We start from the raw sequence: 24,434 nt of genomic DNA on the forward strand, positions 1-24,434 counted from the left end.
AACATGAGAATTTTAGGCTTAGATTTAGGCACGAAAACCCTTGGTGTTGCCATAAGTGATGAAATGGGATGGACAGCTCAAGGAATTGAAACAATTAAAATTGATGAAGCAGGCGGAGACTTTGGTCTAAGCCGCCTGTCTGACATCATTGCGCAATACGGAACTGATCAAATTGTACTTGGCTTTCCGAAGAATATGAACGGTACGGTCGGTCCAAGAGGCGAGGCCAGCCAATCATTTGCGAAAGTGCTGGAAAACACGTACAATGTTCCTGTTGTGCTTTGGGACGAGCGACTGTCGACGATGGCAGCGGAAAAAATGCTCATCTCTGCCGATGTGAGCAGACAAAAGCGTAAAAAAGTCATTGATAAAATGGCGGCTGTGATGATCCTGCAAGGGTATTTAGACAGCTTAAATTAAAATGAGGTGAATCAAATGGAACACGGAGAAAAACAAATTACAATCGTTGATGATAATGGAAATGAACAGCTTTGCGAAATATTATTTACTTTTGAAAGTGACCATTTCAACAAATCATATGTTCTTTACTACCCAATCTCTGAGCAAGACAATGAAGAAATTGAAATTCATGCATCAAGCTTCACACCTAATGAAAATGGGGAAGATGGGGAACTTGAGCCGATTGAAACAGATGAAGAGTGGGACATGATTGAAGAAACGTTAAATACGTTCTTAGATCAAGAAGAGGACGAAGAGTAGAAATAAAAGACCTGTGATCATGATCCGAGATCTCAATCACAGGTCTTTTTATATACATTATGTTAACCTTATTATTTTTTAAGTTGACATATATGAGAAGAACTTTTACTCTTATTTCTATATATGAATAAGTGAGGGTCATGTATGTTGAAAATTCAAGAAATGATGCAAATCGCACTCATGACAGCTATTATGGGTATTTTAGGTTTAATCCCGCCTATTTTCTTCACCTTTACACCGGTTCCAATCACATTACAAACGGCTGGTTTGCTGCTAGCTGGCGGGTTGTTAAAGCCAAAACAAGCATGGATGAGTTTACTTCTTTTTCTTCTAATTGTGGCAGCGGGTGCACCTCTTTTGTCAGGAGGAAGAGGTGGAATGGGGGTCTTTTTTGGACCAAGTGGCGGTTTTTTACTTGCCTATCCAATTGCTGCCTTTGTGATCAGTTGGTGGCTGAATCGTCTGAAAAAAATGACCGCATTACGTCTATTTGCTGTGTATGCGGTATGCAGTATTGGTATTTTGTATATATGCGGTGTTCCTTTTCAAGCAATGATGATGCATATAGAAGTAAAACAAGCAGCATTACTGAGTATGATTTATGTACCTGGCGATTTAATCAAAGCTGGCATTTGTTCCGTTTTCACGGTTAAAATCATCCAGGCGATGTCTTATCGCAAAAGGGAAATACATAAAGGGGGACGAGCAATTTGACACTTGTAACTGAAACGTATGCAAGATATGCAGAGACTAGGCCTGAACAAATGGCTATCATCAATGAGAAAGAAAGCATTACTTATAGAGAATGGCATGAGCTTGTTCAGAAATCAGCACAGTGGTTGAAAAAAGTAACTCATCAGCAAAGAAGAGTCGCTTTTTTAATATCTAATGGTGTGTCTTTTCTTCAAATATTTGCTGGAGCTGCATCAGCAGGGTGGACAGCCATTCCGCTTGATCCGAGATGGTCTCATGCAGAATGTGTAGAGAAGCTCATCTTAAGTGAGGCAGCTATAGTCATTGTTGAAGATCGGTATATGAGAAAGTTTGAAAAAGAGAAGATGAGCATCCTAGTTCTTTCTTTATCTGAATGGAAAGAAAAGATGAACCTTGAAACAACCATTCAGTCGAACTTTGAGGAGGTCGAGAATGACCCTGTATTTTATATGGGATTTACTTCAGGGTCGACCGGTTCACCAAAGGCCTTTATGAGGCGTCATCAGTCATGGATTGAGAGCTTTCGAATGACGGCCTCTGCCTTTGGAATATCTCATCAAGATCATGTCCTCATTTTAGGCACTCTGCTTTCCTCTCATTTTTTATACGGCGCCATCAGTACACTTTACTTTGGCGGAACGGTCTCACTTTTAGAAAAGTTTTCGCCTGAGAAAGGGAAGGAGGCTTTAGAGAGAGGAGACATCTCCGTTATATACACAGTCCCTACGATGACAGAATCTCTGCTTGAAATAGAGGCATTCTGCGATCATCCCCTCATGGTGATTTCGTCTGGAGCAGATTGGGGGGAAATGTCTAAAAGACATCTGATCACCAAATACCCGCATGTCACCTTTTATGATTTTTATGGGACATCTGAGCTAAGCTTTGTCTCCTATTTATCTTCAAAAGATTTTCTTAAGAAACCTCAGTCAGTCGGACAACCTTTCTCTAATATTCAAATTGAAATCAGGCGTGCAGGCAGCATCGAATGTCAACCGAATGAAACGGGCAGGATTTATGTGAAGAGCCCTATGTCCTTTTCTGGCTATTTACATGATGAAAAGCCGCAAGAAGAGTGGCTGACAGTATACGATATGGGGTGGCTTGACGAAGACGGATACCTTTATATCAATGGCCGGGAAAATGGCATGATCGTCTATGGAGGATTGAACATATTCCCAGAGGAAGTTGAACGTGTGTTGAACGAACAGGCAGAAGTTGAACGGTCGATCGTCATTGGACTGCGTGATTCGTATTGGGGTGAAATTCCTGTTGCGATCATTGAAACAACGAAACCTATCAAAACAGTAAGGCATGCTGTCAAAGAAAAACTAGCCTCTTACAAAGTGCCAAAGAAATGGCTTGTCACTGACCATATGATTGAAACATCCAACGGAAAAATAGCACGTGCAAAGATGAAAAAGTGGGCTGAGGAACAATTGTCATGCAAGCTGTCATAGTGCAAGCAAAGCGCACACCTTTCGGTTATAAAAACGGCATGCTAAAGGCGTATCAGCCAGAACAATTAGCTGCCCCCCTTATCCAGCATTTATGTAAGACCATGGTGCCTGATGACGTCATCTTAGGCAATGTTGTAGGTGGTGGCGGTAACATAGCGCGTCTTTCCTCATTAGAAGCGGGTCTCTCGCTTACCATTCCTGGGATGACCATTGACAGACAGTGTGCTTCTGGTCTTGAAGCAATCCGAATCGCCTGCACATTGATTCAATCGGGAGAAGGAAAGATGTATGTCGCTGGCGGCACCGAAAGTATCTCTCGGTCACCAATGAAAGAGAGAGCACGTTTTTCACCAGCTTGGTTAGGAGATCCAGATATGGGTGATGCGACAGAGCGGACTGCTGCCAAATTTTCAGTATCAAGACAAAAGCAGGATGATTATGCGCTCATTAGCTGGGAGAGAAGTATGAGCGCATTTAAAAATGGAACGTATACTGAAGAAATTCTCCCGATTGGTAAATGGAGCACAGATGAAGGTTCAGTCAAAATAAGACCGATAGCCAACATTATGCAGCGAGCCAAGCCTATTTTTTTACCAAAACAAGGAACAATCACAGCCGCAAATAGCTGTAAGGAAGCAGATGGTGCAGCCGCAGTGGTTGTGATGGAAAAAGCTGAAGCAGAGGCAAAGGGTCTAAGGCCCATCTTGCGCTATGCAGGAAGTGCTGTGACGGCGATGAACCCGCATTATCCTGCTGCTTCTCCGATCGATGCAATGAAGAAACTTTTACAAAAGCATCAGCTGAGTATTGAAGATATTGCACTATTTGAAATTAATGAAGCCTTCGCGGTGAAAGTGGCCCTTATTGCACGAACGCTTGGTATATCTTATGACAAAATCAATAAAAGAGGCGGTGCGCTTTGCCTTGGACATCCATATAGTGCTTCTGGGGCGGCAATGATGGTAAGATTATTTTATGAAGCACACACATTACCTCAAGGCAGCTATGTCATGGCGGCAATTGGCAGTGGCGGTGGTGTTGGTTTAGCGCTATTATGTGAAGTTCTCTAAACTGATGTATGAGCAAGTCATTGCCGAACTCCGTCGAATCATGTAGTATAAAGGCTAGATGTGAGGAGGGCCATGCATGTTTTCAGAACAAAAGAAACCACCATTTTTTAAAAGAAAAATGGGGATCGCCCTGTTATCTGTGCTTGCTGTGATCATCATTGCGACATTATCAAGCTTTTTATATGTTCAATCAGCGCTCGGACCGGTCGATCAAAAAAGCAAACAAACGATTAATATCCATATCCCAAACGGTACATCTGTTCGAGAGATTGCCGGCATTTTAAAAGAAAAAGGACTTATTTCGAATGAGACTATTTTTACTTACTATGCAAAATACAAAAAAGCTTCCGGCTTTCAAGCAGGATACTTTCATTTGAAACAAACAATGGATGCAGATCAGCTTATCCAAAAATTGACTTCTGGCGGAACAGATTACGCCTTTCAGCTTGTGGTTCCAGAAGGAAAACAGTTGTCTGATATTGCAACGATTATTGCCAACCAGACGAACTATTCAGCAAAGGAAGTTGTAGCAAAGTTGGATGATCCAGCTTTTATCAAAAAACTCATGAAAAAGTACCCGAAGACTGTGACATCAAAAGTTGAGCAGAAAAATATCAAACATCCATTAGAGGGGTATTTATTTCCTGCTACGTATCCGTTTTATCGTGAAGATGAACCATTGGAAAGCATCATTGAAACAATGATTAAACAAACGGATCAATACGTGAAAATGCATGAAAAAGACATGAAAAAGAGAAACATGTCCATTCACGATGTTCTGACAATGGCATCTTTAATTGAAATGGAAGCTACCGAAAAGACGGATCGAGCAAAAATTTCAAGTGTTTTTTATAACCGATTAAAAAAGGACATGCCGCTACAAACAGACCCAACCGTTCTTTATGCGCTCGGTAAACATAAATCTCGCGTCCTGTACAAAGATCTGAAAGTGAAATCACCTTACAATACGTATGTAAACAAAGGGCTGCCACCTGGACCAATTGCAAATGCTGGGGAATCTTCTTGGAAAGCAGCATTACATCCAGAGAAAACAGATTTTGTTTACTTCCTAGCGAAGAAAAATGGAGAAGTCGTCTTTACCAAAACGCTGAATGAGCATAACAAAGCCAAAGCAAAATACATCACAGGCAGCAATTAACTTGTGAGAGAAAAAGACTGTAGACAACTGACAGATTGGCTGCAGTTTTTTTCGTTGTGTCATCCAATTTATTGGTTCGCAATTACCACTTCTTTATGGTAAAATGTATCGGGTTGTTTTTACTTAGACGAACGAAAGATTGACGAGAAAGGGAGTTGCAAAAAGGCAGGACTCTTCTTTCTAAGGTCATGAAGGAGCTAGACATATAATGACTATCGAAGATGATCGAATAAATGATTATATTGAAAATTTAATTCCGCCAGGTCCTGATGAAATAGTTCAATTAGAAGCATACGCCAAAGTGAATCATGTTCCGATTATGGAAAAAGTGAGCATTGAGTTTTTACTGCAACTCCTTTCAATGAAAAAGCCTAAGAAAATTCTCGAAGTTGGAACAGCGATTGGTTATTCGGCTATCAGGATGGCTACGGCTCTACCTGATGCTGAAATTTACACCATTGAACGAAATCAGAAACGGTATGAAGAAGCGACACGCAATATTGAGGAATTACAGTTAAAAGAAAGAATACATGTGTTCTTTGGTGATGCAATTGAATCGGCAGAAACTGTTCAAACAATGGCGCCATATGATGTGATTTTCATTGATGCTGCAAAAGGACAGTATAAACGCTTTTTTGAATTGTTTGAGCCCATGCTGGCTGATGGTGGAATGATCATCACAGACAATGTATTATTTAAAGGCTTAGTGGCGACAAATTATGAAGAAGAGATAGAAGATAAGCGCAAAAAACAATTAATTGGAAAGATTGATCGATATAATCAGTGGCTTATGTCAAATCCTCATTTTCAAACTTGTATCATACCGGTAGGAGATGGGATAGCCATTAGTACAAAAAGAGGTGACCAATCATGAAAAAACCAGAATTACTTGTGACGCCAAGGAAAGTATCAGATATACTGCCACTAATCGAGGCGGGAGCTGACGCATTTTTATTAGGTGAACAAACATATGGTATTCGTCTTGCAGGCGAATTTTCAAGAGAAGATGTGAAACAGGCCGTTCACCTTGCACATGCACACGACAAAAAAGTCTATGTGGCAATGAATGCTATTTTTCATAATGACCGTGTTCCACTGCTTGAAGATTATTTAACATTTCTCGATGCATTAAAAGTAGACGGTGTGGTCTTCGGTGATCCAGCAGTGATCATGGTTGCGAAGGAAGCAGGTGTCAGCCTGAATCTTCACTGGAGCACAGAAACAACCGGGACAAACTATTTCACTTGTAACTACTGGGGCAGAAAAGGTGCAACCCGAGCAGTTCTAGCTAAAGAACTCAATATGGACAGTGTGATTGAGATCAAGGAAAACGCTGATGTTGAAATTGAAATTCAAGTACATGGCATGACCTGTATGTTCCAATCAAAACGTACGCTAATCGGTAATTACTATGAGTATCAAGGCAAGCAGATGGACGTTGAAGGAAGAGATATGGAAGAAGGTCTGTTCCTCCATGATCAAGAGCGTCAAAACAAATATCCTATATTTGAGGATAAAAACGGCACGCATATCATGAGTCCTAATGATGTTTGTATGATTGATGAATTAGAAGAGTTTGTTGACGCAGGAATTGATTCATTTAAAATTGACGGAATTTTAAAGTCACTTTCTTACATGACAGAGGTGACCTCACTTTACAGAAAAGCAATTGACCTGCTGATGGTAGATAAAGAAGCTTATGAAAATCAAAAAGAGGATTGGGTCAAGCGTATTGAAGAAATTCAACCTGTCAATCGTTCCATTGACACAGGCTTCTTCTTTAAAGAAACGGTTTATTAAAACAAAAGGAGGCAGAGAATATGGCACTTTTAAAAGATGGAATTTCTGAAATGATCAATGGAAAACGTGTCATTACAAAAAAACCAGAATTACTTGCACCAGCAGGTAACCTGGAAAAGCTGAAAATTGCTGTACATTATGGAGCAGATGCCGTATTCATTGGTGGAAAAGAATTCGGTCTTCGCTCAAATGCAGATAACTTTTCAATTGAAGAAATGGCAGAAGGCGTTGCGTTTGCGAACAAATATGGCGCACGAATCTATGTGACAACGAATATTTTTGCTCACAATGAGAATATGGACGGCCTTGAAGAATATCTCCAGGCGATTGAAGGTTCTGGTGTAGCAGGCATTATCGTAGCCGACCCGCTAATTATCGAAACGTGCAAACGAGTAGCACCTAAGCTAGAAGTACATTTAAGTACGCAGCAATCTCTATCAAATTGGAAAGCCGTTCAGTTCTGGAAGGAAGAAGGACTGGAGCGTGTAGTGCTTGCACGTGAAACAAGTGCGTTAGAAATTAAAGAAATGAAAGAAAAGGTAGATATTGAAATCGAAACTTTCATTCATGGCGCGATGTGTATTGCCTATTCTGGACGCTGTGTGCTTAGTAACCATATGACAGCTAGAGACTCCAACCGCGGAGGCTGCTGTCAATCTTGCCGCTGGGACTATGATTTGTATAAGCTCGATGGTTCAGAGGAAAAGCCATTATTTGGTGAAGAAGATGCACCTTTTGCGATGAGTCCAAAAGATTTAAAGCTTGTAGAATCGATTCCACAAATGATTGAAATGGGTATTGATAGCTTAAAAATTGAAGGACGAATGAAATCTATTCATTATGTGGCAACCGTTGTCAGCGTGTATCGTAAAGTGATCGATGCATATTGTGCGGATCCCGACAATTTTGTCATCCAGCAAGAATGGTTAGATGAATTAGATAAATGTGCAAATCGTGATACGGCCCCTGCCTTTTTTGAAGGAGTACCAGGAACGGATGAACAAATGTTTGGCATTCATGGGAAGAAAACAACATTTGATTTCGTAGGACTTGTTCTTCATTATGATGAAAAAGAACAAATCGTGACATTGCAGCAGCGTAACTTCTTTAAAGCTGGAGATGAAGTTGAATTCTTCGGACCGGAAATTGAGAACTTCACATGCAAAATTGATAAAATTTGGGATGAAAAAGGGAATGAGCTTGATGCCGCCCGTCACCCGCTACAAATCGTGAAATTTAAGCTTGATCAAAAAGTTTACCCTAGCAACATGATGAGAAAGGGGAAATAACAGGCCCATGGGGAGAAAACCAGTGGTGATTGGAATAGCGGGCGGCTCGGGTTCAGGTAAAACGAGTGTCACAAATTCTATCTATGAAAAATTCAAAGGACATTCCATCCTCATGCTCCAGCAAGATTTATATTATAAAAATCAAAGTCATATGCCATTTGAAGAGCGCCTGCTCATGAACTATGATCATCCGCTTGCATTTGATAATGACCTCATGATTGAGCATTTGGAACAGCTATTAAGATACGAACCAATCGAAAAACCAATTTACGATTTTAAGCTATATACACGCTCAGAAGAAACGGTGTATGTTGAACCAAAGGATGTCATCATCGTTGAAGGCATCTTTGCTCTTGAAGATGAACGTTTAAGAAATTTAATGGATATTAAACTGTATGTTGATACAGATGCAGACCTTCGGATCATTCGACGCATTTTACGAGATATGAAAGAAAGAGGCCGCTCCATTGATTCAGTGATTGAACAATATGTGTCTGTCGTAAGACCGATGCATAATCAATTCATTGAACCAACAAAACGTTACGCTGATATCATTATCCCAGAGGGCGGTCAAAATCATGTGGCAATTGATTTGATGGTCACAAAGATTCAGACGATCCTCCAGAACCGGGGAGAATAAACATTGTAGTAAAAAAGACCTTTACATCGTAAAGATCCAGATTGTTGACAGAGGGGCTAAAGTGGTTTTTATTTTAGCCCTTTGTCTTCTTTTCAAGCGACATCACCAGACAGTGACGAAGACTTGTCCGAAAACAGAAGTTCCTTTATAAGAGTGATTGCGGCTTTTCCTGGTGAATGAGCCGTCACCACTCCATTAGAGCTAACAGAAGCTTCCCCTTGATTATCTGTCCAATAGCGTGTAGCTGCACTGTCATAAACGGAATAACGCTCACCCACTTTTAAAGATAAGTTATAATTTTGAATTGAAATTTTACACTAGATGTTTGAAGCTCGGAAGACTTGTTATTCGTTGCAAAAGCATGTGTTTCTTAGGCAGATGCCATACCCATTCATGATTAAGATAAGGTAGAGACGAATAAAATGGAAACCATTGTTTTCTTTATTTTCATTCAAAACACTCCTTGACATGTATTTGATCTTACATCATAAGAATTCGGTATCATCCAACATTTTCCTTTAAAGGAAAGGTTGTATGAGAGTTTTGATATGATAGGAAAACAATGAAGGGAAAGTAAAATAAAAAAGTTACGATAGAACGCAGATAGATGAAGTTTTCGACTTTTTTAAAAGTATATTAAAAAAACGACAACAAATCATCACAAATTTTCAAACAATTCTTGATCAAAACGAAATTTTGTAATAATATAGCATAGACATATCGTACACTGACCATATTATGTATTGGATGATGAAGAATGGATAAGTCATTCTTCCGATTGCATAGGATCGAAATAGCCGAACTAGGTACAGGAGCTTCCTGTGCCTTTCCACAGTTTGTGCGATGAAGATAGCCCATGATTAGATCGCTTCTTTCCTTGGCTTAAAAAAGGCATAATAGTTGCATCTAATCGGGCTGCCATGTAAGATGGACTTTTACGAATATGGGACAGAAGGAATGAGGGCCTGAACATGTCCTCATTCTTGTATATTTCAGTCGTCACTCACATACAGAAGGCTTGTATGTTGAGGATTAATAGAAGGAGTGAATGATTCATGGCACAAGAGAAAGTATTTCCAATGACAGAAGAAGGAAAGCGTAAATTAGAAGAAGAGCTTGAATATTTGAAAACGGTTAAACGTAAAGAGGTTGTCGAGCGAATTAAAATCGCTAGAAGCTTTGGAGACCTCTCTGAAAACTCAGAATATGATTCAGCAAAAGAAGAGCAAGCGTTTGTAGAAGGTCGTATTACAACGCTTGATAACATGATTCGTAATGCAAAAATAATTGAACATGAAGGCAATTCAAATGTCGTCTCTCTTGGTAAAACAGTCACATTCGTTGAATTACCAGACGGAGAAGAAGAGTCTTACACCATTGTTGGAAGTGCAGAGGCTGATCCGTTTGAAGGAAAAATTTCAAACGATTCACCAATTGCGAAAAGTTTGTTAGGCAAAAAAGTAGATGACAAAGTAACCGTTCAAACACCAGGCGGCGAAATGTTCGTACAAATTGTGAAAATTTCATAAATACGTTTACACGATAAACACCTCGTCCACAATAGGGATGAGGTGTTTTTATGCGTAAAAAAAGACGAATTCAATGGACAGGAGCCATTATTTTTATTTTATTGCTCGGTCTTTTAGCGAGACTGGCAGAAATACAGCTGTTTTTCACAGAATCCTTCTCAAAGCTTGATATCAATTTAATTCAAGAAAGTGTCAGACAACGAACAGAAGAAGTGGTCATTTCAGATGGACGAGGTGAGTTTTTAGACCGAAATGGAAAGCGGCTTCTCACAAAAGAACAGCCAGCGGTCATCTTATTTCCTTTTCTGCAATACGATCTCCCTCATTTAAAACAAACCGCTTCGATTCTCCATATGGAACCAGAAGAACTCAAAAGGAAGCTATCAAAAACCAAAAAGCCTCTCATATTAAAAAACGACATCACGAAAAAAAAGCTGAAAGATATCAATGATATGAAATATTCAGGCGTCTACGGCGTATATATGAAAGAGAAAGACAAAAAAAGGCTTGCACTTCAAACATTAGGGTTCACAAGCGAGAATCCAGAATTGCTCAGAAAACGTTATCCAGATAAAAAGGAGCTCTCGATTCGAACCGAAATTGGTACGTTTGGTCTAGAAAGTACGTTTGATGAATTTTTATTGCCTGAACAAGACACAAAATTGTTATATCATGTGGACGGCAAGGGAAACCCTTTGTTTGGGATGGACGTCAAATATACAGCAGAAGCCAATTCCTTTTATCCGCTTCAGGTGCAGACAACAATGGACGAAGAGATGCAAGTTGAAATGGAGAATATTCTTAAAGAACAAGGAGTGAAAAAAGGCGGTGCGGTTCTCTTAGATATTCAAAATAGCAGTGTGCTGGCCATGGCGAGTGTGCCAAGTGTCACAAGCAAGAATCGGCACAAGGCGAGGAATTACATGCTTACGGCATTTTCACCAGGTTCCGTTTTTAAAACAGCCGTGCTTGCCGCTGCCATAGAAAAAAACCTCGACAAGCCTCATACTATGTATGACTGTCGAAAGAATTTATATGGAGAGCCAGAGGGAAAACAGGACGTGATGAACCTGTCCGAAAGCTTTGCGCAAAGCTGTAACTATACCTTTGCGACACTGGCTGAAAAGATGATTCAAACCGATCCACAAATCATCGAGCAGACAGCTACGAAACTTGGGCTCATTGATCGAGTTGGCTGGGAAGGTGATGTTTACCACAAGGAGCAGTTCAAACAGTTTGACCGAGAAGAGACGGGCAACGTCTGGGGAGATAAAAGAGACAAGCATGTCAAAAAGGCGATTGCACAAACAGCGATTGGACAAAAAAATGTCAAAACGACCCCTCTTCAAATAGCCAACATGATGGCAACTATTGCAAGGGGCGGCGAACGAAGAGAAGTGAGAATTGCAGATAAAGTCCTTTATCAAAATGGAACGACCATGCTTTCCTTTCAAAATAAACGAGCACAAGGTGAGAATATTGATCGTTATACCGCGCAAAAATTGCAGCGATATTTAAGGCAGGTGGTGACAGATGAAAAAGGCACAGGAAGAAGATTTCAAGATTTGCCATTTAAAGTTGCGGGGAAATCAGGCACTTCCCAAACCGGCAGTAAAGATAAAAAAGGGAATACGCTCTACCATAAATGGTTTGCAGGATACTTTCCAATGGAGAAACCCAAATATGCTCTCGTTGTGGTCCATCTAGATGAGACAAGTGGCCGGGCTAAGACAAATGATGCGTTTTATGATATTGTAAAAAAGGTCAATGAAATTGAAAAGAAACAGACATAGAACATCCCTTCATGTCATGTTAGAATAGTAACGACTTAGGGAACAGAGGCAAAGGAGTGCAGAGATTTTGAGTAGAAATTCTCGATTTGAACATCGTGATAAGCGCAGAAAGGCGAATATGGTGCTTAACATATTAATTGGTATAGTTGTCGTGCTTATTTTAGTTGTCGCATCGAGTTTGTTAATTTTTAATAAACCGAAAGATACAGATGTAGCGAATGAACCATCAAAAACGGCACCTGCATCGAGTGATAATAAACAGACAACAGATGAAGACGTGAAAGATCAAAACAAAGACAAATCTGATGATTCAGATGCAAAAAAAGAAGATTCATCTGACCAAGACGACGATACGAAGATAACCAATGATGATGAAGATCAGCCAAACAAAGATGCGTTAAAAGACGCCAAAGAGACAGACGGCGGGAAAACCAGTGATGTGGACAAAACATATGAAAATGATGACTGGAAACCTATAGGAACAGAGCAAACTGGTTCACATACTGCTACGTACGATTCCAAGTCAGAAGACTGGAAGGAAATGCTGAAAGCCATGTCATATGCAACGGGTATTCCAGAGGATCAAATGACTGTTATATGGTTAGGCAACAATGGTGGACCTCAAGATGCAAAAGGAACCATCCGAGATAAATCGACAGGTCAGCGCTACCGTGTGGAAATTACATGGGTTGATGAAAAAGGCTGGAAACCTGTAAAGGTTGAAAAATTAAAATAATTATAAAAAATAGTGCATGCTATCTCAGATTGTTGACAAAGGGCTAAATGGTTTTTATTTTAGCCCTTTGTCATTTTTTCATTGTGAATTGAAAACCCTTGAAGTCAAGACCTAAGCTATTTATGCGGAGCGTATGAAAGATTCGTGAGCATCAGCGCACAGATGACAACGAATGCGAGGGTTTGTCTACACGTGAATAGATAGCGTCATACTATCTTTTTTTCATTAAACATTAGCTTTAAAATGAACAACGGCTGTATATAAAATACGGTCATCTATGACAGTTGTTTGGTGACTTACTGAATGGACTGTCAGCAGAATAGCCTGATTATGTTCAATTTGCTTTTGGATGTTTTGTTCGAGTTCTTTTAAGGAAGCTGCTTCAAAAAATTCTATTTTGTCCTTTAGAAAATCCAGTTGAAAATCCATCAAATTCACCCCTTCATGCTTTAGGCTCATCATAATCTCTCTATTTCAAAAGTGCAATCATTTTTCTACCCCTTCCCAGCATTTTTTAGTAGGAAAGAAGCAGAAGATGTGGTAGGATAAAAACTGTTCGCGGAATAAAACATACTATGCACATAGGAATAAATAGATAAAGTGGAGGTAAAGAAAATGGGACGTGAGTTTCTTTCTTTATTTGATCAGTGGGCTTCATCTTATGATGACACGGTAAATGGCCATGATGAGCAGTATGAAGAGGTCTTTCGCCATTATCCAGCTATTTTAAAAGAAATTGTCAAACGCTCAGGTAAATGTGTCCTTGAATTCGGAAGTGGCACAGGTAATTTAACGGAGGCGCTGCTTGCAGCGGGTAAACAAGTTTTTGGTGTTGAACCATCACAAGCGATGAGAGAAGCTGCTCTTCAAAAAGGAGTGCCAAATGTTTTACACGATGGTGATTTTTTAACGTTTCCAGAGCCTCCTTTTAAGCCGGATACGATCGTCAGCTCATATGCTTTCCACCATTTAACGGACGAAGAAAAAAAACAAGCCATTCACATCTATAGCAACATCCTTCAATCAGATGGTAAAATAGTCTTTGCTGATACAATGTTTCAAAATCAAGCAGCACATCATGCTGAAATTGAAAAAGCAAAAGCCGCTGGGTTTGACCAGCTTGCAGAGGATTTAGAAACGGAATATTATCCATCCATTGATGTGCTAAAGAAAATCTTTGAAGAAGAAGGTTTTAGCACATCCTTTCAGCAGATGAATGACTTTGTTTGGATCGTAGCGGCAAAGAAATGGGAATGAAGGGATGTTTTTGATTTGAAAATCGCAGTAATAGGTGCAATGGAAGAAGAAGTAACCATTTTAAGAGATCAATTAAAGAATGCCTCACAAGAAAACATTGCTGGGTGTGAATTTACAACAGGGACTTATGAAAATAAAGAAGTGATTTTATTAAAATCAGGGATTGGAAAAGTGAATGCTGCAGTCAGCACAACTCTCTTGCTTGATCGCTTTCAGCCAGATTATGTAATCAATACAGGTTCTGCTGGCGGATTCCATCACTCTTTAAATGTAGGGGATATTGTCATATCTACTGATGTGAGACATCATGATGTGGATGTGACGATCTTTGATTATGAATATGGACAAGTGCCAGGTTTACCAGCTGCTTTTGTCGCAGATGAAACACTTGTGAGATTAGCAGAGGAATCAGCTTCTGAGATTGATCATATTCAAGTAGTGAAAGGAACGATCGCAACAGGAGATTCGTTTATGAATGACCCAGGACGTGTAGCGTTTGTGAGAGAGAAGTTCCCAGAGTTATATGCGGTTGAAATGGAGGCAGCAGCAGTTGCGCAAGTATGCGAGCGGTTTGGAACACCATTTGTTGTCGTTCGAGCGCTATCGGATATTGCTGGGAAAGAATCGAATGTTTCCTTTGATCAATTTCTAGAGCAAGCAGCGATTCACTCAACAGACCTTGTCCTGCGTATGATAAAGCAAACACAATAAAAAGAAGGGTTTCCCCCTTCTTTTCACGTAAAGGAAGGGAAACATGATGGTTGTCATTAAGGATATCACTGAATTAATTGGTCAAACACCACTTCTAAAGCTGTCAAGTATTGGCGTACCAGAAGGTGTTGAAGTGTATGCGAAGCTTGAAATGATGAATCCAGGTGGAAGTATTAAAGATCGATTAGGGGAAATGCTGATCAAAGAAGCATTTGCGTCTGGTCAACTTCGCCCAGGAGGGACCGTGATTGAAGCAACTGCAGGAAATACTGGGATTGGGCTTGCATTAAGTGCAAGAAAATATCAATTGCGGACCATTTTCTGTGTACCAGAACACTTTAGTCAAGAAAAGCAACAAATTATGAAGGCGCTTGGTGCAGAGATTATTCATACACCAAGAAAAGAGGGAATGAAAGGTGCAATAAATAAAGCACTTGAGTTAGAGGCAAGCCTTGACAATGCTTATTGCGTTTTACAATTTAAAAACCAAGTAAATCCATTGACTTACTATAAAACACTTGGCCCTGAACTTTGGACTGAATTACATGGAAAAATAGACATCTTCGTTGCAGGAGCAGGTTCTGGAGGAACCTTCCAAGGATGTGCCGCATATTTAAAAGAGCAAAATCATGCATTAAAAACGGTCGTGGTTGAACCAGAAGGATCTATTTTAAATGGGGGAGAGCCTGGGCCGCACAGGACAGAAGGAATTGGTCTTGAATTTATACCAGATTATATGGACACGGCTTTATTTGATCAGATTTATACTGTCAGTGATGATGATGCTTTCCGTATGGTGAAGGAAGCAGCGGAGAAAGAGGGGATTCTACTAGGAAGCTCATCTGGAGCCGCTTTATTTGCAGCACTGGAGGAAGCCAAAAAGGCAGCACCTGGGACAGTGATTGTAACCGTTTTTCCAGATAGCAGTGATCGATATTTAAGTAAAGGAATTTATGAGGGAGGAAAATAAAATGAAACCGAAAACGATGATGATCCATGGGGGAACAACAGGAGATGAAAAAACAGGCGCAGTGTCTGTACCAATTTATCAAGTGAGCACCTATAAGCAGCCGAAAGCTGGAGAACATACAGGTTATGAATATTCCAGAACAGCGAATCCAACGAGAACTGCACTTGAAACAGTCATTCGTGATCTTGAAGGAGGAGCAAGTGGCTACGCATTCGGTTCAGGGATGGCTGCTATTACAGCTGTCATGATGTTATTTAACAGCGGAGATCATATTGTGCTTACAGACGACGTATACGGCGGTACCTACCGAGTCATCACCAAGGTACTAAACCGCATTGGGATTGATGCAACATTTGTTGATACAAGTCATCCTGAAGCAGTCAAAAATGCCATTTTGCCTCAGACGAAGGCTGTATACATTGAAACACCGACCAATCCTTTATTAAAAATGACAGATTTGCAAGCGATTGGTCAAATGACAAAAGAAGCCAATATTTTGATGATTGTAGATAACACCTTCTTCACGCCTTACTTCCAAAAGCCGATTGAATATGGTGCCGACATTGTGTTGCATAGTGCTACAAAATATTTAGGAGGTCACAGTGATGTTGTAGGCGGCCTTGTCGTGACAGCGACAAAAGAGCTTGGAGAAGAACTGCATTTCATTCAAAATTCAACAGGCGGTATTCTAGGTCCTCAAGATTCATGGCTTTTAATGAGAGGGATGAAAACACTAGGTCTAAGAATGGAGGCGCATCAACAAAATGCGCAAAAGATAGCCGAATATTTAGAGAAGCATCCAGCGATAACACGTGTCTATTATCCAGGACTGCCAGCTCACCCAGGGCACGAGCTGGCGAAAACACAAGCGACAGGCTTCGGCGGCATGATCTCTTTTGATATTGGGAAAGAAGAAAATGTGGATGTGTTTTTAAGTCAACTCAAGTTGTTTACGATTGCTGAAAGCCTTGGAGCTGTTGAAAGCTTAATTTCTGTCCCAGCACGTATGACACATGCATCTATCCCTAAAGAAAGACGAGAAGAGCTTGGCATTACAGATGGTTTAATTCGTATTTCGGTTGGAATTGAAGATATTGATGACTTATTACATGACTTAGAGCAAGGGCTAAACATTCTAATGAATGGATAGAATTACATGCACATCACTTTCTCTTACTATGTTAAGCTATCAATAGACATTGAACATGGAAGGTGAAACAAGTGAAGAAAAAGTGGTATGGTTTAATGACAGATTACAAGCAATACGCTTTTATTTTGCTTGCTGTCAGCACCTTTATATATATTGGTACCATATTGCCAAACCAACACGTAGAAGCATTTTCAAAAATGCTGATGATAGGAGTAGATTGTGTATTCCTATTCGCTGCTTTTGTTTGTGTGAAACGTGCTTTATTTTATCAAAAGAAACTTCAAGAACTTGACGAAGATCTATAAAAAAGTCTCCTCATTTGATGAGGAGGCTTTTTAAATTGATTTGGATGAACGAACAAGGCCGATTAGTGAAAAACACAAAAATCATCTAAATTCCTAAAAACTGGTTTACAAAATGGCGCTTGCTGGATATACTTACAAAGTAAATAAAAACGTAAAGGAGGCTGAAGAATATGTTGCTTGTATTTAAAAATCAATTAAACCATCAATTTCATTATGTCATCAGCCTGTGGAAGAGTTCGTGTTCTTCCTTTACCTATTTCGGAGCACGCTTTACATCTGTTTAAGAAACGAGGATTCAGCGCATCATCCATCGCAGGTTGAAAGACAGCGTCTTTTGATCTGCGTTTTTGTGTGCCCACAGGTCAACTGATATAGAAGATCTGTGGGCTATTTCGCATTTTGCGAACTGAAGGGAGGTGAGCGTATATGACAATCCACTTATTTTTTATTACATTAACGATCCAGCGTAAATACAAAGACATTGAAACAGTTCTTTATGAACAACAGGTAGAAACCTTTTATGAAGAAATGAAGCAGAAACAACTAAAGTATATGAACTAAAGATGAGAAGAAAATCACGTAAAGGAGGAGACAGACATGTTTATCATGCTTGCAATGCTTGCTTTTTATACAAGGGAGAAGGACCAGGTTTAGACACGTTCCACATTGATGACCTCCACATATGATAATCGTAAAAGGCAGATAGTGAGGTGATCAATGAATGTCTATGTCACCATATATGCGATTTCCATCAGTTGGACACGGATATGTGTCCATTCCGCATTCCTTAAAGCATGGGTATGGCAATCCATATCGATTCCAAAGGGAGCAGCAGGAAATGCTCAGACGGCATATATACAGTTATCCTACCTATTGGTACTAAAGAAAAGAGCAGAAAACGTCACCGTTTTCTGCTCCTTTTACATTAATAAACCCAGCTTGCACCAATGATGATCAATAAAATGAACAGTACAACAAGCAACGCGAATCCGCCTGCAAAACCGCCACCGTAACCACCGCAGTAGCCTCCAGAATAACCGCCAAAGCCCATAATCTAGCACCACCTTTATCTAATCAAGATACATTCATAAAATATGCAGCTCATGCAGAAAACGAAATCAATCTCGGCAGAATTAATGAAACCGCCTACTTGGTTAAAAATTTTTGATTAGGCGAAACATTTTTAGAAAAGATGTCGTCTTATAAAGGACAAAGGATTTAGGACTAGGTCTTAATTTTTGTTAGATGAGAGCCGATATAGAAAGTAAGAAAATTTGTAAATGGTTTTATTTACTGGTGTAAAGCAGGTGTTAAACATTGATTCAAAGCTGGATTGGAAAGCAAATGAGGGAACCAAAAGGCTTGTTTTCAAAATGGGTTGCCCGCTATATGGAAAAAAATCATCATGATATCAACCAATGGACGATTCAACTCTTAAATATACAAGAAAATGACCGTATTTTAGAAATCGGAACAGGAAGAGGCATGACTTTATCAAAGGTTGCAGAAAAACTCGACCGAGGAAAAATCTATGGAGTTGATGCCTCTCGTCATATGGTCAAATACGCAAAAAGAAAAAATAAAAAACTGCTGGAACAAAATAAAGCAGTGATTTCACTCGGGAAGGCCGAAAGTTTACCCTTCGAAGACAGATCATTTAATAAATTATTTACGGTGCAAACCATCTATTTTTGGACTGATATAGAGCAAGTGATGAAAGAGGTGTACCGAGTCCTTCAAGTGGATGGGGAAGTATACTTATCTTTTCAAAAGCAGGAGTTAATGAAAGAACAAAAACAGGCACAATCGTTATACAATGAACAAGACGTGAGACGCATGTTTTCTAACTATCATTTTAGAGAAGTCTCCATTTACCACTATGATACATACATCTGTATCAAAGCGTTAAAATGATGAATATATTTCCCAGGTAATGAACAAGAAGAGCCGCAAACGTTAGAACCCCTTTTTCTTTAGAAAAAGGGGTTTTTCACTTTTGTTCATATTGGATATAGTGTTATTTAGATGGATTCACTCATCAGAAAGAAAAAAGCTTGTCAACTTTGTCGACAAGCTCAGTAGAACTTTTTGTGTTCATATGTAGGGGCCAGCCAGGTGTGTAAGGAATGATAGTATATATAAGGAATTTGTTTGTCGATTAAGGATACCTGTCTGGCTTAATTCTTATATCGACACGTTTCTGCAAAAGTTTAGCTTTTTTTTCAATTTTTTCTTTTTTATTTGACTGGAGTCCCTGTGATAGACAAGGTCGTTCATTTCTCTTTGACTCAATGTGCAATTCAAAGAAGGGAAATGTCGATAAAAATAGAAAAATGTAGAGATCTTATTTTCTAACTAGGGAGGAATGAACACATGTCGGGAAACAAAGGTGTCGTTTATAAAGGGGCTGGAAATGTAGCAGTTGAAGATATAGGTTACCCTGATTTGGTATTAAAGGATGGTCCAGGTGTTCCTAAAGCCAATGTTGGTCGTAAATGTGAGCATGGCGTCATTTTAAAAGTCGTGACGACAAACATTTGCGGGAGTGATCAGCACATGGTGAGAGGGCGTACAACTGCACCCGAAGGACTTGTACTTGGACATGAAATTACAGGTGAGGTCATTGAGGTCGGTCGAGATGTGGAGTTTATTCAAAAAGGTGACCTTGTGTCAGTTCCGTTTAATATTGCTTGTGGACGATGCGTCATGTGTAAGGAACAAAAAACCCATGTTTGTCTGAATGTAAACCCTGATCGTCCTGGCTCCGCCTATGGATATGTTGATATGGGCGGATGGGTTGGTGGGCAATCCGAATATGTAATGGTTCCATATGCAGATTTCCAGTTGCTGAAATTCCCAGACAAAGATCAGGCAATGGAAAAAATACTTGATTTGACAATGCTCTCTGATATATTCCCGACAGGGTTTCACGGTGCCTATACTGCCGGAGTAAAGACCGGATCTACTGTGTATATTGCTGGTGCAGGGCCAGTAGGTCTTGCAGCAGCGCATTCCGCTCAGCTTCTTGGCGCTTCTGCTGTGATCGTCGGTGATCTCAATGAGCAAAGGCTAGAGCAAGCAAGAAGCTTTGGCTGCGAGACGATCAATTTACGAAAACATGATCGAATTGGCGAACAAATCACTAACATCTTAGGTGAGCCAGAAGTCGACTGTGCAGTTGACTGTGTCGGTTTTGAAGCTTCAGGTCATGGAAATCAAGGAGAAGCACCAGCAACCGTTTTAAACACAATTATGGATATTACCAAAGTTGGTGGGAAACTTGGCATTCCAGGCCTTTACGTCACAGAAGATCCAGGCGGAGTCGATGAGGATGCCAAAGTCGGTTCTCTTAAAGTACGGATTGGACTTGGCTGGGCAAAAGCCCATACGTTTGTGACGGGCCAAACCCCTGTCATGCAATATCACCGCAGTCTGATGAAATCGATCTTAAGCGGCAGAGCGCAAATTGCTAAAGCCGTCAATGCAACAGTCATCAATCTTGATCAAGCCCCAGAAGGTTATAGTGACTTTGATTCTGGTGTGGCGAAGAAGTTTGTGATTGACCCGCATGGGATGATTTCTCGATAGAACGAGGGAAATAGGTGAAAAGAACGAGGCATTATGATAAGTCACAATGCCTCTATAAAGTCGAAGATTTATTTACGAAAAATACGCATGTGAAATATAGATAAAAACACCAGTATGGGCCATGATGTTTCTTGATTCCTCATTCTTTATTTTACAATTCTGTTATTCAACTTTTATAATCTTTGTAATTTACTCTTATTTAATCTAGATATCCAAATAATTATCTCAAAACAACAACTTTTGTTCAAAATTTATAAATAGAGTCTTCTTACATAAACTATTCCTCATTAAAAAATTCCTTTAAAAATAAATTTTTTAATTATTATTTTAAAAATATTTTATCCAAAGTACATACATGATTTGGATTCCCTGTTTTATACAAATATTTGTAACAAGAAGGAAAAATAAAGATCTAATCTATTATACCTAAATATTGAATTATTAAAACATAAAAACATAAGTGAAGTAATTATAGACCTTATTTTCAAAAAAAATATATTTTTACACAATTTTGGTTGAATTTATCTATTTTAATCCGATATGATACTTAGTAAAGATAATTAAGATTTAAATAGAAAATTATTGAATATAGGTGTGTGATGTACTGACATGAAATGGGTAACTTCTGAAATCACTGTTCGTTATGTTGAATGTGACTCAATGGGGATCGTTCATCATTCCCATTATCTAAATTGGTTTGAGATTGGTAGAATTGAATTAGCTAACGTCGCGGGAGTAGATTTTCATAGACTGCATCAAGTGCTTACGTTACCTGTTATTGATTTAGAGTGTCGGTATAAGCAGTCTGCCAAATTTGGAGATACGATATTAGTTGAAACAGCACTTGAATTATTAAATAAGCCGATGCTCATTTTTCATTATAGAGTACGACGTAAACGAGGAAAAGTTATACTCGTACAAGGAAAAACTCAACATGTATTTCTCGACAAAGATAAAGGTTTATTGTTGAAAATACCAAAAGATATTGATAATAAAATGAAAACTTTTTTAAGGAGTTGAAAAATGGATACTGCATTTGTTTTTCCGGGGCAAGGAACACAATATATTGGTATGATGAAAGACTTCTATGTAAAATATCCACATATTTTTGATGAGCTTTTTGAAGAAGTTGCTGATCGATTACATATTGATTTGAAAAAGATTTGCTTTAGTGGAACCGAACAGGAATTAACTTCTACAGATATTGCTCAACCAGCTATCTTATTACACAGTGTTGGTATTCAGCGCCTCTTAGAATCTGAGGGGATTAGTCCAGATATAACCGCAGGACATAGTGTCGGGCAATTTTCAGCACTAGTTACTGCAAAAGCTCTTACATTTTCAGAAGCTGTTCAATTAGTGCATAAAAGAGGCGTTTTTATGAAAAATACGACAGAAACAGGAAAAATGTTAGCCGTTGTAAGTTCGCAAAGTGAAATTTTACAGGAAATACTCATTGATGCTAAGAAGTTTGGAGTGGACATTGCAGCTATTAATTCACCACTTCAAGCAGTTATATCTGGACACGAACGTAATATTAACGAAATATACAAAGAACTTGAATTTAAAAAAGGTGTAAAAGTTAATTTTTTAAAAGTGAGTCATGCTTTTCATTCAAGTTTAATGGCTGAAGCACAGAATAATTTTAGCATCTATGTTAAGCAATCTCAAATCAATAGACCGATAATTCCGATTATTCTTAATAATACTTCTTTACCTAGTACTGAAGTAGAAGAGATTAGAAAAGATTTAATCAAACAGTGTACAGACACCGTATTTTGGAGTGCGGCAGTTAAACAATTAATATCACTTCAAATAAAAAATATCATAGAAGTAGGTCCAAAAAAAACGTTGACAGGTTTAGCAAGAGCTTTTCAAATGAAGCCTAAGTTTTTTCCCACTGAGTCATTTGTGGCATATAAAAAAATCGTTAAAAAAAGGAAAGAGGGGACATTTTAATGTTTGAAGAAAAGGTGGCTGTCGTTACAGGTGCTTCTGGTGGAATAGGAAAGGCAATTACAGAATCCTTAGCACGAGAGAAGGCAACCGTTATTTTAACATATAAAAATAATAAAGAAAGTGCAGAAAACATTAGACATCAGATTATTCAAAGTGGAGGCAAAGCATCTATTTATCAGGCGGATGTAAGTGAGGAGCAAGACGTTAAAAGATTGTTTTCAGCAATCAAAAAAGAGTTTGGGAAAATAGATATTTTAATAAACAACAGTGGGATTACAAAAGATGGTTTTCTTCCTATCATGAGTAGCAAGAAGTTTGATGAGGTGATCCAAGTAAACTTAAAGGGCACTTATTTATGTTGTCGAGAAGCTGTGAAACAAATGATTTTAAAGAAACAAGGAACGATCATTAATATAGCTTCTACGAGTGGTATTTCAGGTGCTATTGGACAGACAAATTATTCTGCTTCTAAAGGGGGGATTATCGCATTTACGAAAAGTTTAGCACTAGAAGTCGCACAATATAATATTCGCGCAAATGTTGTTGCGCCAGGATTTATTGAAACCCAAATGACCCGAAAAATGGATCAAAAAACTCTTAATAGGATGCTAGAACTTATACCGCTTAAGCGGTTAGGGAGACCAGAAGAAGTCGCAAATCTTGTGACATTTTTGGCTTCACAATTATCTGATTATATCACTGGAAAAGTTTTCACAATAGATGGCGGTCTTATAAACGGATAAAATTTAAATAAAGGGATGATTAGTTTGCTTAATTATGTAGAAACAAAAGAAAAAGCAAAAAACAGAAGAGAGCTTACAGATAAAATCAAAGAATTACTTGTTGATAAATTAGATTTAGAAATAGATCCTTCCATTATTACAGATGACCAGCCCATATTTGGCAGAGGTTTAGGGCTGGACTCAATTGATGCACTAGAATTATTTGTGGTTATTGAAGATGAGTTTGGAGTGACAGTTTTCGATGATAATATTGAAGTTTTTAGCTCAGTGAACAAATTAGCTGATTATATTGAAGAAAATATGGAGAGTGAATAAGCTTGAATCGAATATTAGATGTTAATGAAATTAAAAAATTATTACCGCATCGCTGGCCTTTTCTAATGCTCGATAAAGTCGTTGAATTAACTCCAGGCATAAAAGGCGTCGGAATCAAAAATGTTACAATCTCTGAACCATATTTTGAGGGGCATTTCCCAAATGAGTCAATCATGCCAGGCGTATTAATTGTTGAAGCAATGGCTCAAGCTACAGCCGTTGTATATTGTACAGGCATTTTAAGATATTCCGAAGAGACCCTGAATGAGGTGGCAGCTTCAATCGAATTAGATGCTACTACTGATATTTCACATCGTGTTGGCTACCTTGTTGGGATTAAGGACTTAAAATTTCTAAAACCTGTTGTACCAGGTGATCAATTAAGATTGAAGGTCGATATAGAACGTACATATCAAGTGATGTCAAAGGTGAAAGTAGAGGCTTATGTAGATAAAACATGTGTGGCAAAGGGCGTATTAACTGTATCACAAAAGCCAGGGACACTTGACCCTATAAAGGGTTAAAT

At 38.9% G+C, this 24,434-nt stretch carries 30 protein-coding genes; 27 read left to right on the forward strand and 3 right to left on the reverse strand.

What is annotated here, in order from left to right:
- The first annotated feature begins 3 nt into the window (after window positions 1-3).
- The 10 genes from ruvX (at window position 4) to udk (ending at window position 8,852) form a co-directional block, all read left to right on the forward strand.
- Window positions 4-420 (forward strand): Holliday junction resolvase RuvX, encoded by a 417-nt coding sequence (gene ruvX, locus ABVJ71_RS00525; protein ID WP_353855117.1) that lies wholly within the window; start codon window positions 4-6, stop codon window positions 418-420.
- A 15-nt stretch (window positions 421-435) separates the two neighbouring features.
- Window positions 436-720 carry a DUF1292 domain-containing protein gene (locus ABVJ71_RS00530; protein WP_353855118.1) on the forward strand — a complete coding sequence of 95 codons (285 nt, stop codon included), beginning with the start codon at window positions 436-438 and terminating at the stop codon, window positions 718-720.
- 144 nt (window positions 721-864) lie between these two features.
- Window positions 865-1,434, forward strand: a complete 570-nt coding sequence (locus ABVJ71_RS00535; protein ID WP_353855119.1) for a biotin transporter BioY — start codon at window positions 865-867, stop codon at window positions 1,432-1,434.
- Window positions 1,431-2,894 (forward strand): AMP-binding protein, encoded by a 1,464-nt coding sequence (locus ABVJ71_RS00540; RefSeq protein ID WP_353855120.1) that lies wholly within the window; start codon window positions 1,431-1,433, stop codon window positions 2,892-2,894. Before ABVJ71_RS00535 ends, ABVJ71_RS00540 begins: the two co-directional genes overlap by 4 nt.
- A complete protein-coding gene (locus tag ABVJ71_RS00545; RefSeq protein WP_353855121.1) occupies window positions 2,879-3,964 on the forward strand; it encodes an acetyl-CoA C-acyltransferase in 1,086 nt (361 codons plus the stop codon). Before ABVJ71_RS00540 ends, ABVJ71_RS00545 begins: the two co-directional genes overlap by 16 nt.
- A gap of 76 nt (window positions 3,965-4,040) precedes the next feature.
- Window positions 4,041-5,123 carry an endolytic transglycosylase MltG gene (gene mltG / locus ABVJ71_RS00550; protein WP_353855122.1) on the forward strand — a complete coding sequence of 361 codons (1,083 nt, stop codon included), beginning with the start codon at window positions 4,041-4,043 and terminating at the stop codon, window positions 5,121-5,123.
- A gap of 208 nt (window positions 5,124-5,331) precedes the next feature.
- Window positions 5,332-5,997: an O-methyltransferase gene (locus ABVJ71_RS00555; RefSeq protein ID WP_353855123.1), complete on the forward strand. Its 666-nt coding sequence runs from the start codon at window positions 5,332-5,334 to the stop codon at window positions 5,995-5,997.
- On the forward strand, window positions 5,994-6,923 hold the full coding sequence (locus ABVJ71_RS00560; RefSeq protein ID WP_353855124.1) for a peptidase U32 family protein: 930 nt from the start codon (window positions 5,994-5,996) through the stop codon (window positions 6,921-6,923). The genes ABVJ71_RS00555 and ABVJ71_RS00560 overlap by 4 nt, the downstream gene beginning before the upstream one ends.
- A gap of 20 nt (window positions 6,924-6,943) precedes the next feature.
- Entirely contained in the window at window positions 6,944-8,212 is a 1,269-nt protein-coding gene (locus ABVJ71_RS00565; protein WP_353855125.1) for a U32 family peptidase, read from the forward strand.
- Between the two features lie 7 nt (window positions 8,213-8,219).
- Window positions 8,220-8,852 (forward strand): uridine kinase, encoded by a 633-nt coding sequence (gene udk, locus ABVJ71_RS00570; RefSeq protein ID WP_353855126.1) that lies wholly within the window; start codon window positions 8,220-8,222, stop codon window positions 8,850-8,852.
- A gap of 92 nt (window positions 8,853-8,944) precedes the next feature.
- Here the strand turns inward: udk and ABVJ71_RS00575 are convergent, their stop codons facing one another.
- The gene (locus tag ABVJ71_RS00575; protein WP_353855127.1) at window positions 8,945-9,130 is read right to left on the reverse strand and encodes an Ig-like domain-containing protein; all 186 of its coding nucleotides are present in this window, start codon (window positions 9,128-9,130) and stop codon (window positions 8,945-8,947) included.
- A 777-nt stretch (window positions 9,131-9,907) separates the two neighbouring features.
- On the opposite strand from ABVJ71_RS00575, the gene greA reads away from it, so the two are divergent.
- The 3 genes from greA (at window position 9,908) to ABVJ71_RS00590 (ending at window position 12,910) form a co-directional block, all read left to right on the forward strand.
- Window positions 9,908-10,381, forward strand: a complete 474-nt coding sequence (gene greA, locus ABVJ71_RS00580; protein WP_353855128.1) for a transcription elongation factor GreA — start codon at window positions 9,908-9,910, stop codon at window positions 10,379-10,381.
- A gap of 50 nt (window positions 10,382-10,431) precedes the next feature.
- A complete protein-coding gene (locus ABVJ71_RS00585; RefSeq protein ID WP_353855129.1) occupies window positions 10,432-12,174 on the forward strand; it encodes a penicillin-binding protein 2 in 1,743 nt (580 codons plus the stop codon).
- A 67-nt stretch (window positions 12,175-12,241) separates the two neighbouring features.
- A complete protein-coding gene (locus ABVJ71_RS00590; protein ID WP_353855130.1) occupies window positions 12,242-12,910 on the forward strand; it encodes a DUF1510 family protein in 669 nt (222 codons plus the stop codon).
- A gap of 225 nt (window positions 12,911-13,135) precedes the next feature.
- On the opposite strand, the gene ABVJ71_RS00595 is transcribed toward ABVJ71_RS00590, so the two are convergent.
- Entirely contained in the window at window positions 13,136-13,339 is a 204-nt protein-coding gene (locus ABVJ71_RS00595) for a YrzA family protein (RefSeq protein WP_353855131.1), read from the reverse strand.
- A 186-nt stretch (window positions 13,340-13,525) separates the two neighbouring features.
- On the opposite strand from ABVJ71_RS00595, the gene ABVJ71_RS00600 reads away from it, so the two are divergent.
- From ABVJ71_RS00600 to ABVJ71_RS00630, 7 genes are all read left to right on the forward strand, one after another.
- On the forward strand, window positions 13,526-14,167 hold the full coding sequence (locus ABVJ71_RS00600) for a methyltransferase domain-containing protein (RefSeq protein WP_353855132.1): 642 nt from the start codon (window positions 13,526-13,528) through the stop codon (window positions 14,165-14,167).
- A 15-nt stretch (window positions 14,168-14,182) separates the two neighbouring features.
- A complete protein-coding gene (gene mtnN, locus ABVJ71_RS00605) occupies window positions 14,183-14,878 on the forward strand; it encodes a 5'-methylthioadenosine/S-adenosylhomocysteine nucleosidase (RefSeq protein WP_353855133.1) in 696 nt (231 codons plus the stop codon).
- Window positions 14,879-14,924: 46 nt separating this feature from the next.
- On the forward strand, window positions 14,925-15,848 hold the full coding sequence (locus tag ABVJ71_RS00610) for a cysteine synthase family protein (RefSeq protein ID WP_353856489.1): 924 nt from the start codon (window positions 14,925-14,927) through the stop codon (window positions 15,846-15,848).
- A 1-nt stretch (window position 15,849) separates the two neighbouring features.
- Window positions 15,850-16,998, forward strand: a complete 1,149-nt coding sequence (locus ABVJ71_RS00615; protein ID WP_353855134.1) for a bifunctional cystathionine gamma-lyase/homocysteine desulfhydrase — start codon at window positions 15,850-15,852, stop codon at window positions 16,996-16,998.
- Window positions 16,999-17,069: 71 nt separating this feature from the next.
- Window positions 17,070-17,303 (forward strand): YrhC family protein, encoded by a 234-nt coding sequence (locus ABVJ71_RS00620; RefSeq protein ID WP_353855135.1) that lies wholly within the window; start codon window positions 17,070-17,072, stop codon window positions 17,301-17,303.
- Between the two features lie 426 nt (window positions 17,304-17,729).
- Window positions 17,730-17,864: a YrzI family small protein gene (locus ABVJ71_RS00625; RefSeq protein ID WP_008342648.1), complete on the forward strand. Its 135-nt coding sequence runs from the start codon at window positions 17,730-17,732 to the stop codon at window positions 17,862-17,864.
- 166 nt (window positions 17,865-18,030) lie between these two features.
- Complete coding sequence (locus tag ABVJ71_RS00630) at window positions 18,031-18,186, forward strand: hypothetical protein (protein WP_353856490.1); 156 nt, start codon at window positions 18,031-18,033, stop codon at window positions 18,184-18,186.
- 42 nt (window positions 18,187-18,228) lie between these two features.
- On the opposite strand, the gene ABVJ71_RS00635 is transcribed toward ABVJ71_RS00630, so the two are convergent.
- Complete coding sequence (locus ABVJ71_RS00635) at window positions 18,229-18,285, reverse strand: YjcZ family sporulation protein (RefSeq protein ID WP_353856491.1); 57 nt, start codon at window positions 18,283-18,285, stop codon at window positions 18,229-18,231.
- A gap of 335 nt (window positions 18,286-18,620) precedes the next feature.
- Here ABVJ71_RS00635 and ABVJ71_RS00640 point away from each other — a divergent pair, with 335 nt between their 5' ends.
- The 7 genes from ABVJ71_RS00640 to fabZ all read left to right on the forward strand — a co-directional run bounded on the left by ABVJ71_RS00640 (window position 18,621) and on the right by fabZ (window position 24,432).
- A complete protein-coding gene (locus tag ABVJ71_RS00640) occupies window positions 18,621-19,217 on the forward strand; it encodes a class I SAM-dependent methyltransferase (RefSeq protein WP_353855136.1) in 597 nt (198 codons plus the stop codon).
- Window positions 19,218-19,676: 459 nt separating this feature from the next.
- Window positions 19,677-20,891 (forward strand): formaldehyde dehydrogenase, glutathione-independent, encoded by a 1,215-nt coding sequence (gene fdhA, locus ABVJ71_RS00645; protein ID WP_353855137.1) that lies wholly within the window; start codon window positions 19,677-19,679, stop codon window positions 20,889-20,891.
- Between the two features lie 609 nt (window positions 20,892-21,500).
- Window positions 21,501-21,911, forward strand: coding sequence for a thioesterase family protein (locus ABVJ71_RS00650; RefSeq protein ID WP_353855138.1), 411 nt, complete (start codon window positions 21,501-21,503; stop codon window positions 21,909-21,911).
- 3 nt (window positions 21,912-21,914) lie between these two features.
- Window positions 21,915-22,850, forward strand: a complete 936-nt coding sequence (locus ABVJ71_RS00655; RefSeq protein ID WP_353855139.1) for an ACP S-malonyltransferase — start codon at window positions 21,915-21,917, stop codon at window positions 22,848-22,850.
- On the forward strand, window positions 22,850-23,593 hold the full coding sequence (gene fabG / locus ABVJ71_RS00660) for a 3-oxoacyl-[acyl-carrier-protein] reductase (protein ID WP_353855140.1): 744 nt from the start codon (window positions 22,850-22,852) through the stop codon (window positions 23,591-23,593). The genes ABVJ71_RS00655 and fabG overlap by 1 nt, the downstream gene beginning before the upstream one ends.
- Window positions 23,594-23,617: 24 nt before the next feature.
- A complete protein-coding gene (locus ABVJ71_RS00665) occupies window positions 23,618-23,908 on the forward strand; it encodes a phosphopantetheine-binding protein (protein ID WP_353855141.1) in 291 nt (96 codons plus the stop codon).
- 2 nt (window positions 23,909-23,910) lie between these two features.
- A complete protein-coding gene (gene fabZ, locus ABVJ71_RS00670; protein ID WP_353855142.1) occupies window positions 23,911-24,432 on the forward strand; it encodes a 3-hydroxyacyl-ACP dehydratase FabZ in 522 nt (173 codons plus the stop codon).
- Window positions 24,433-24,434 lie beyond the last annotated feature (2 nt).

Source organism: Bacillus sp. Bos-x628 (assembly GCF_040500475.1).
Taxonomy (GTDB): domain Bacteria; phylum Bacillota; class Bacilli; order Bacillales; family Bacillaceae; genus Bacillus; species Bacillus maqinnsis.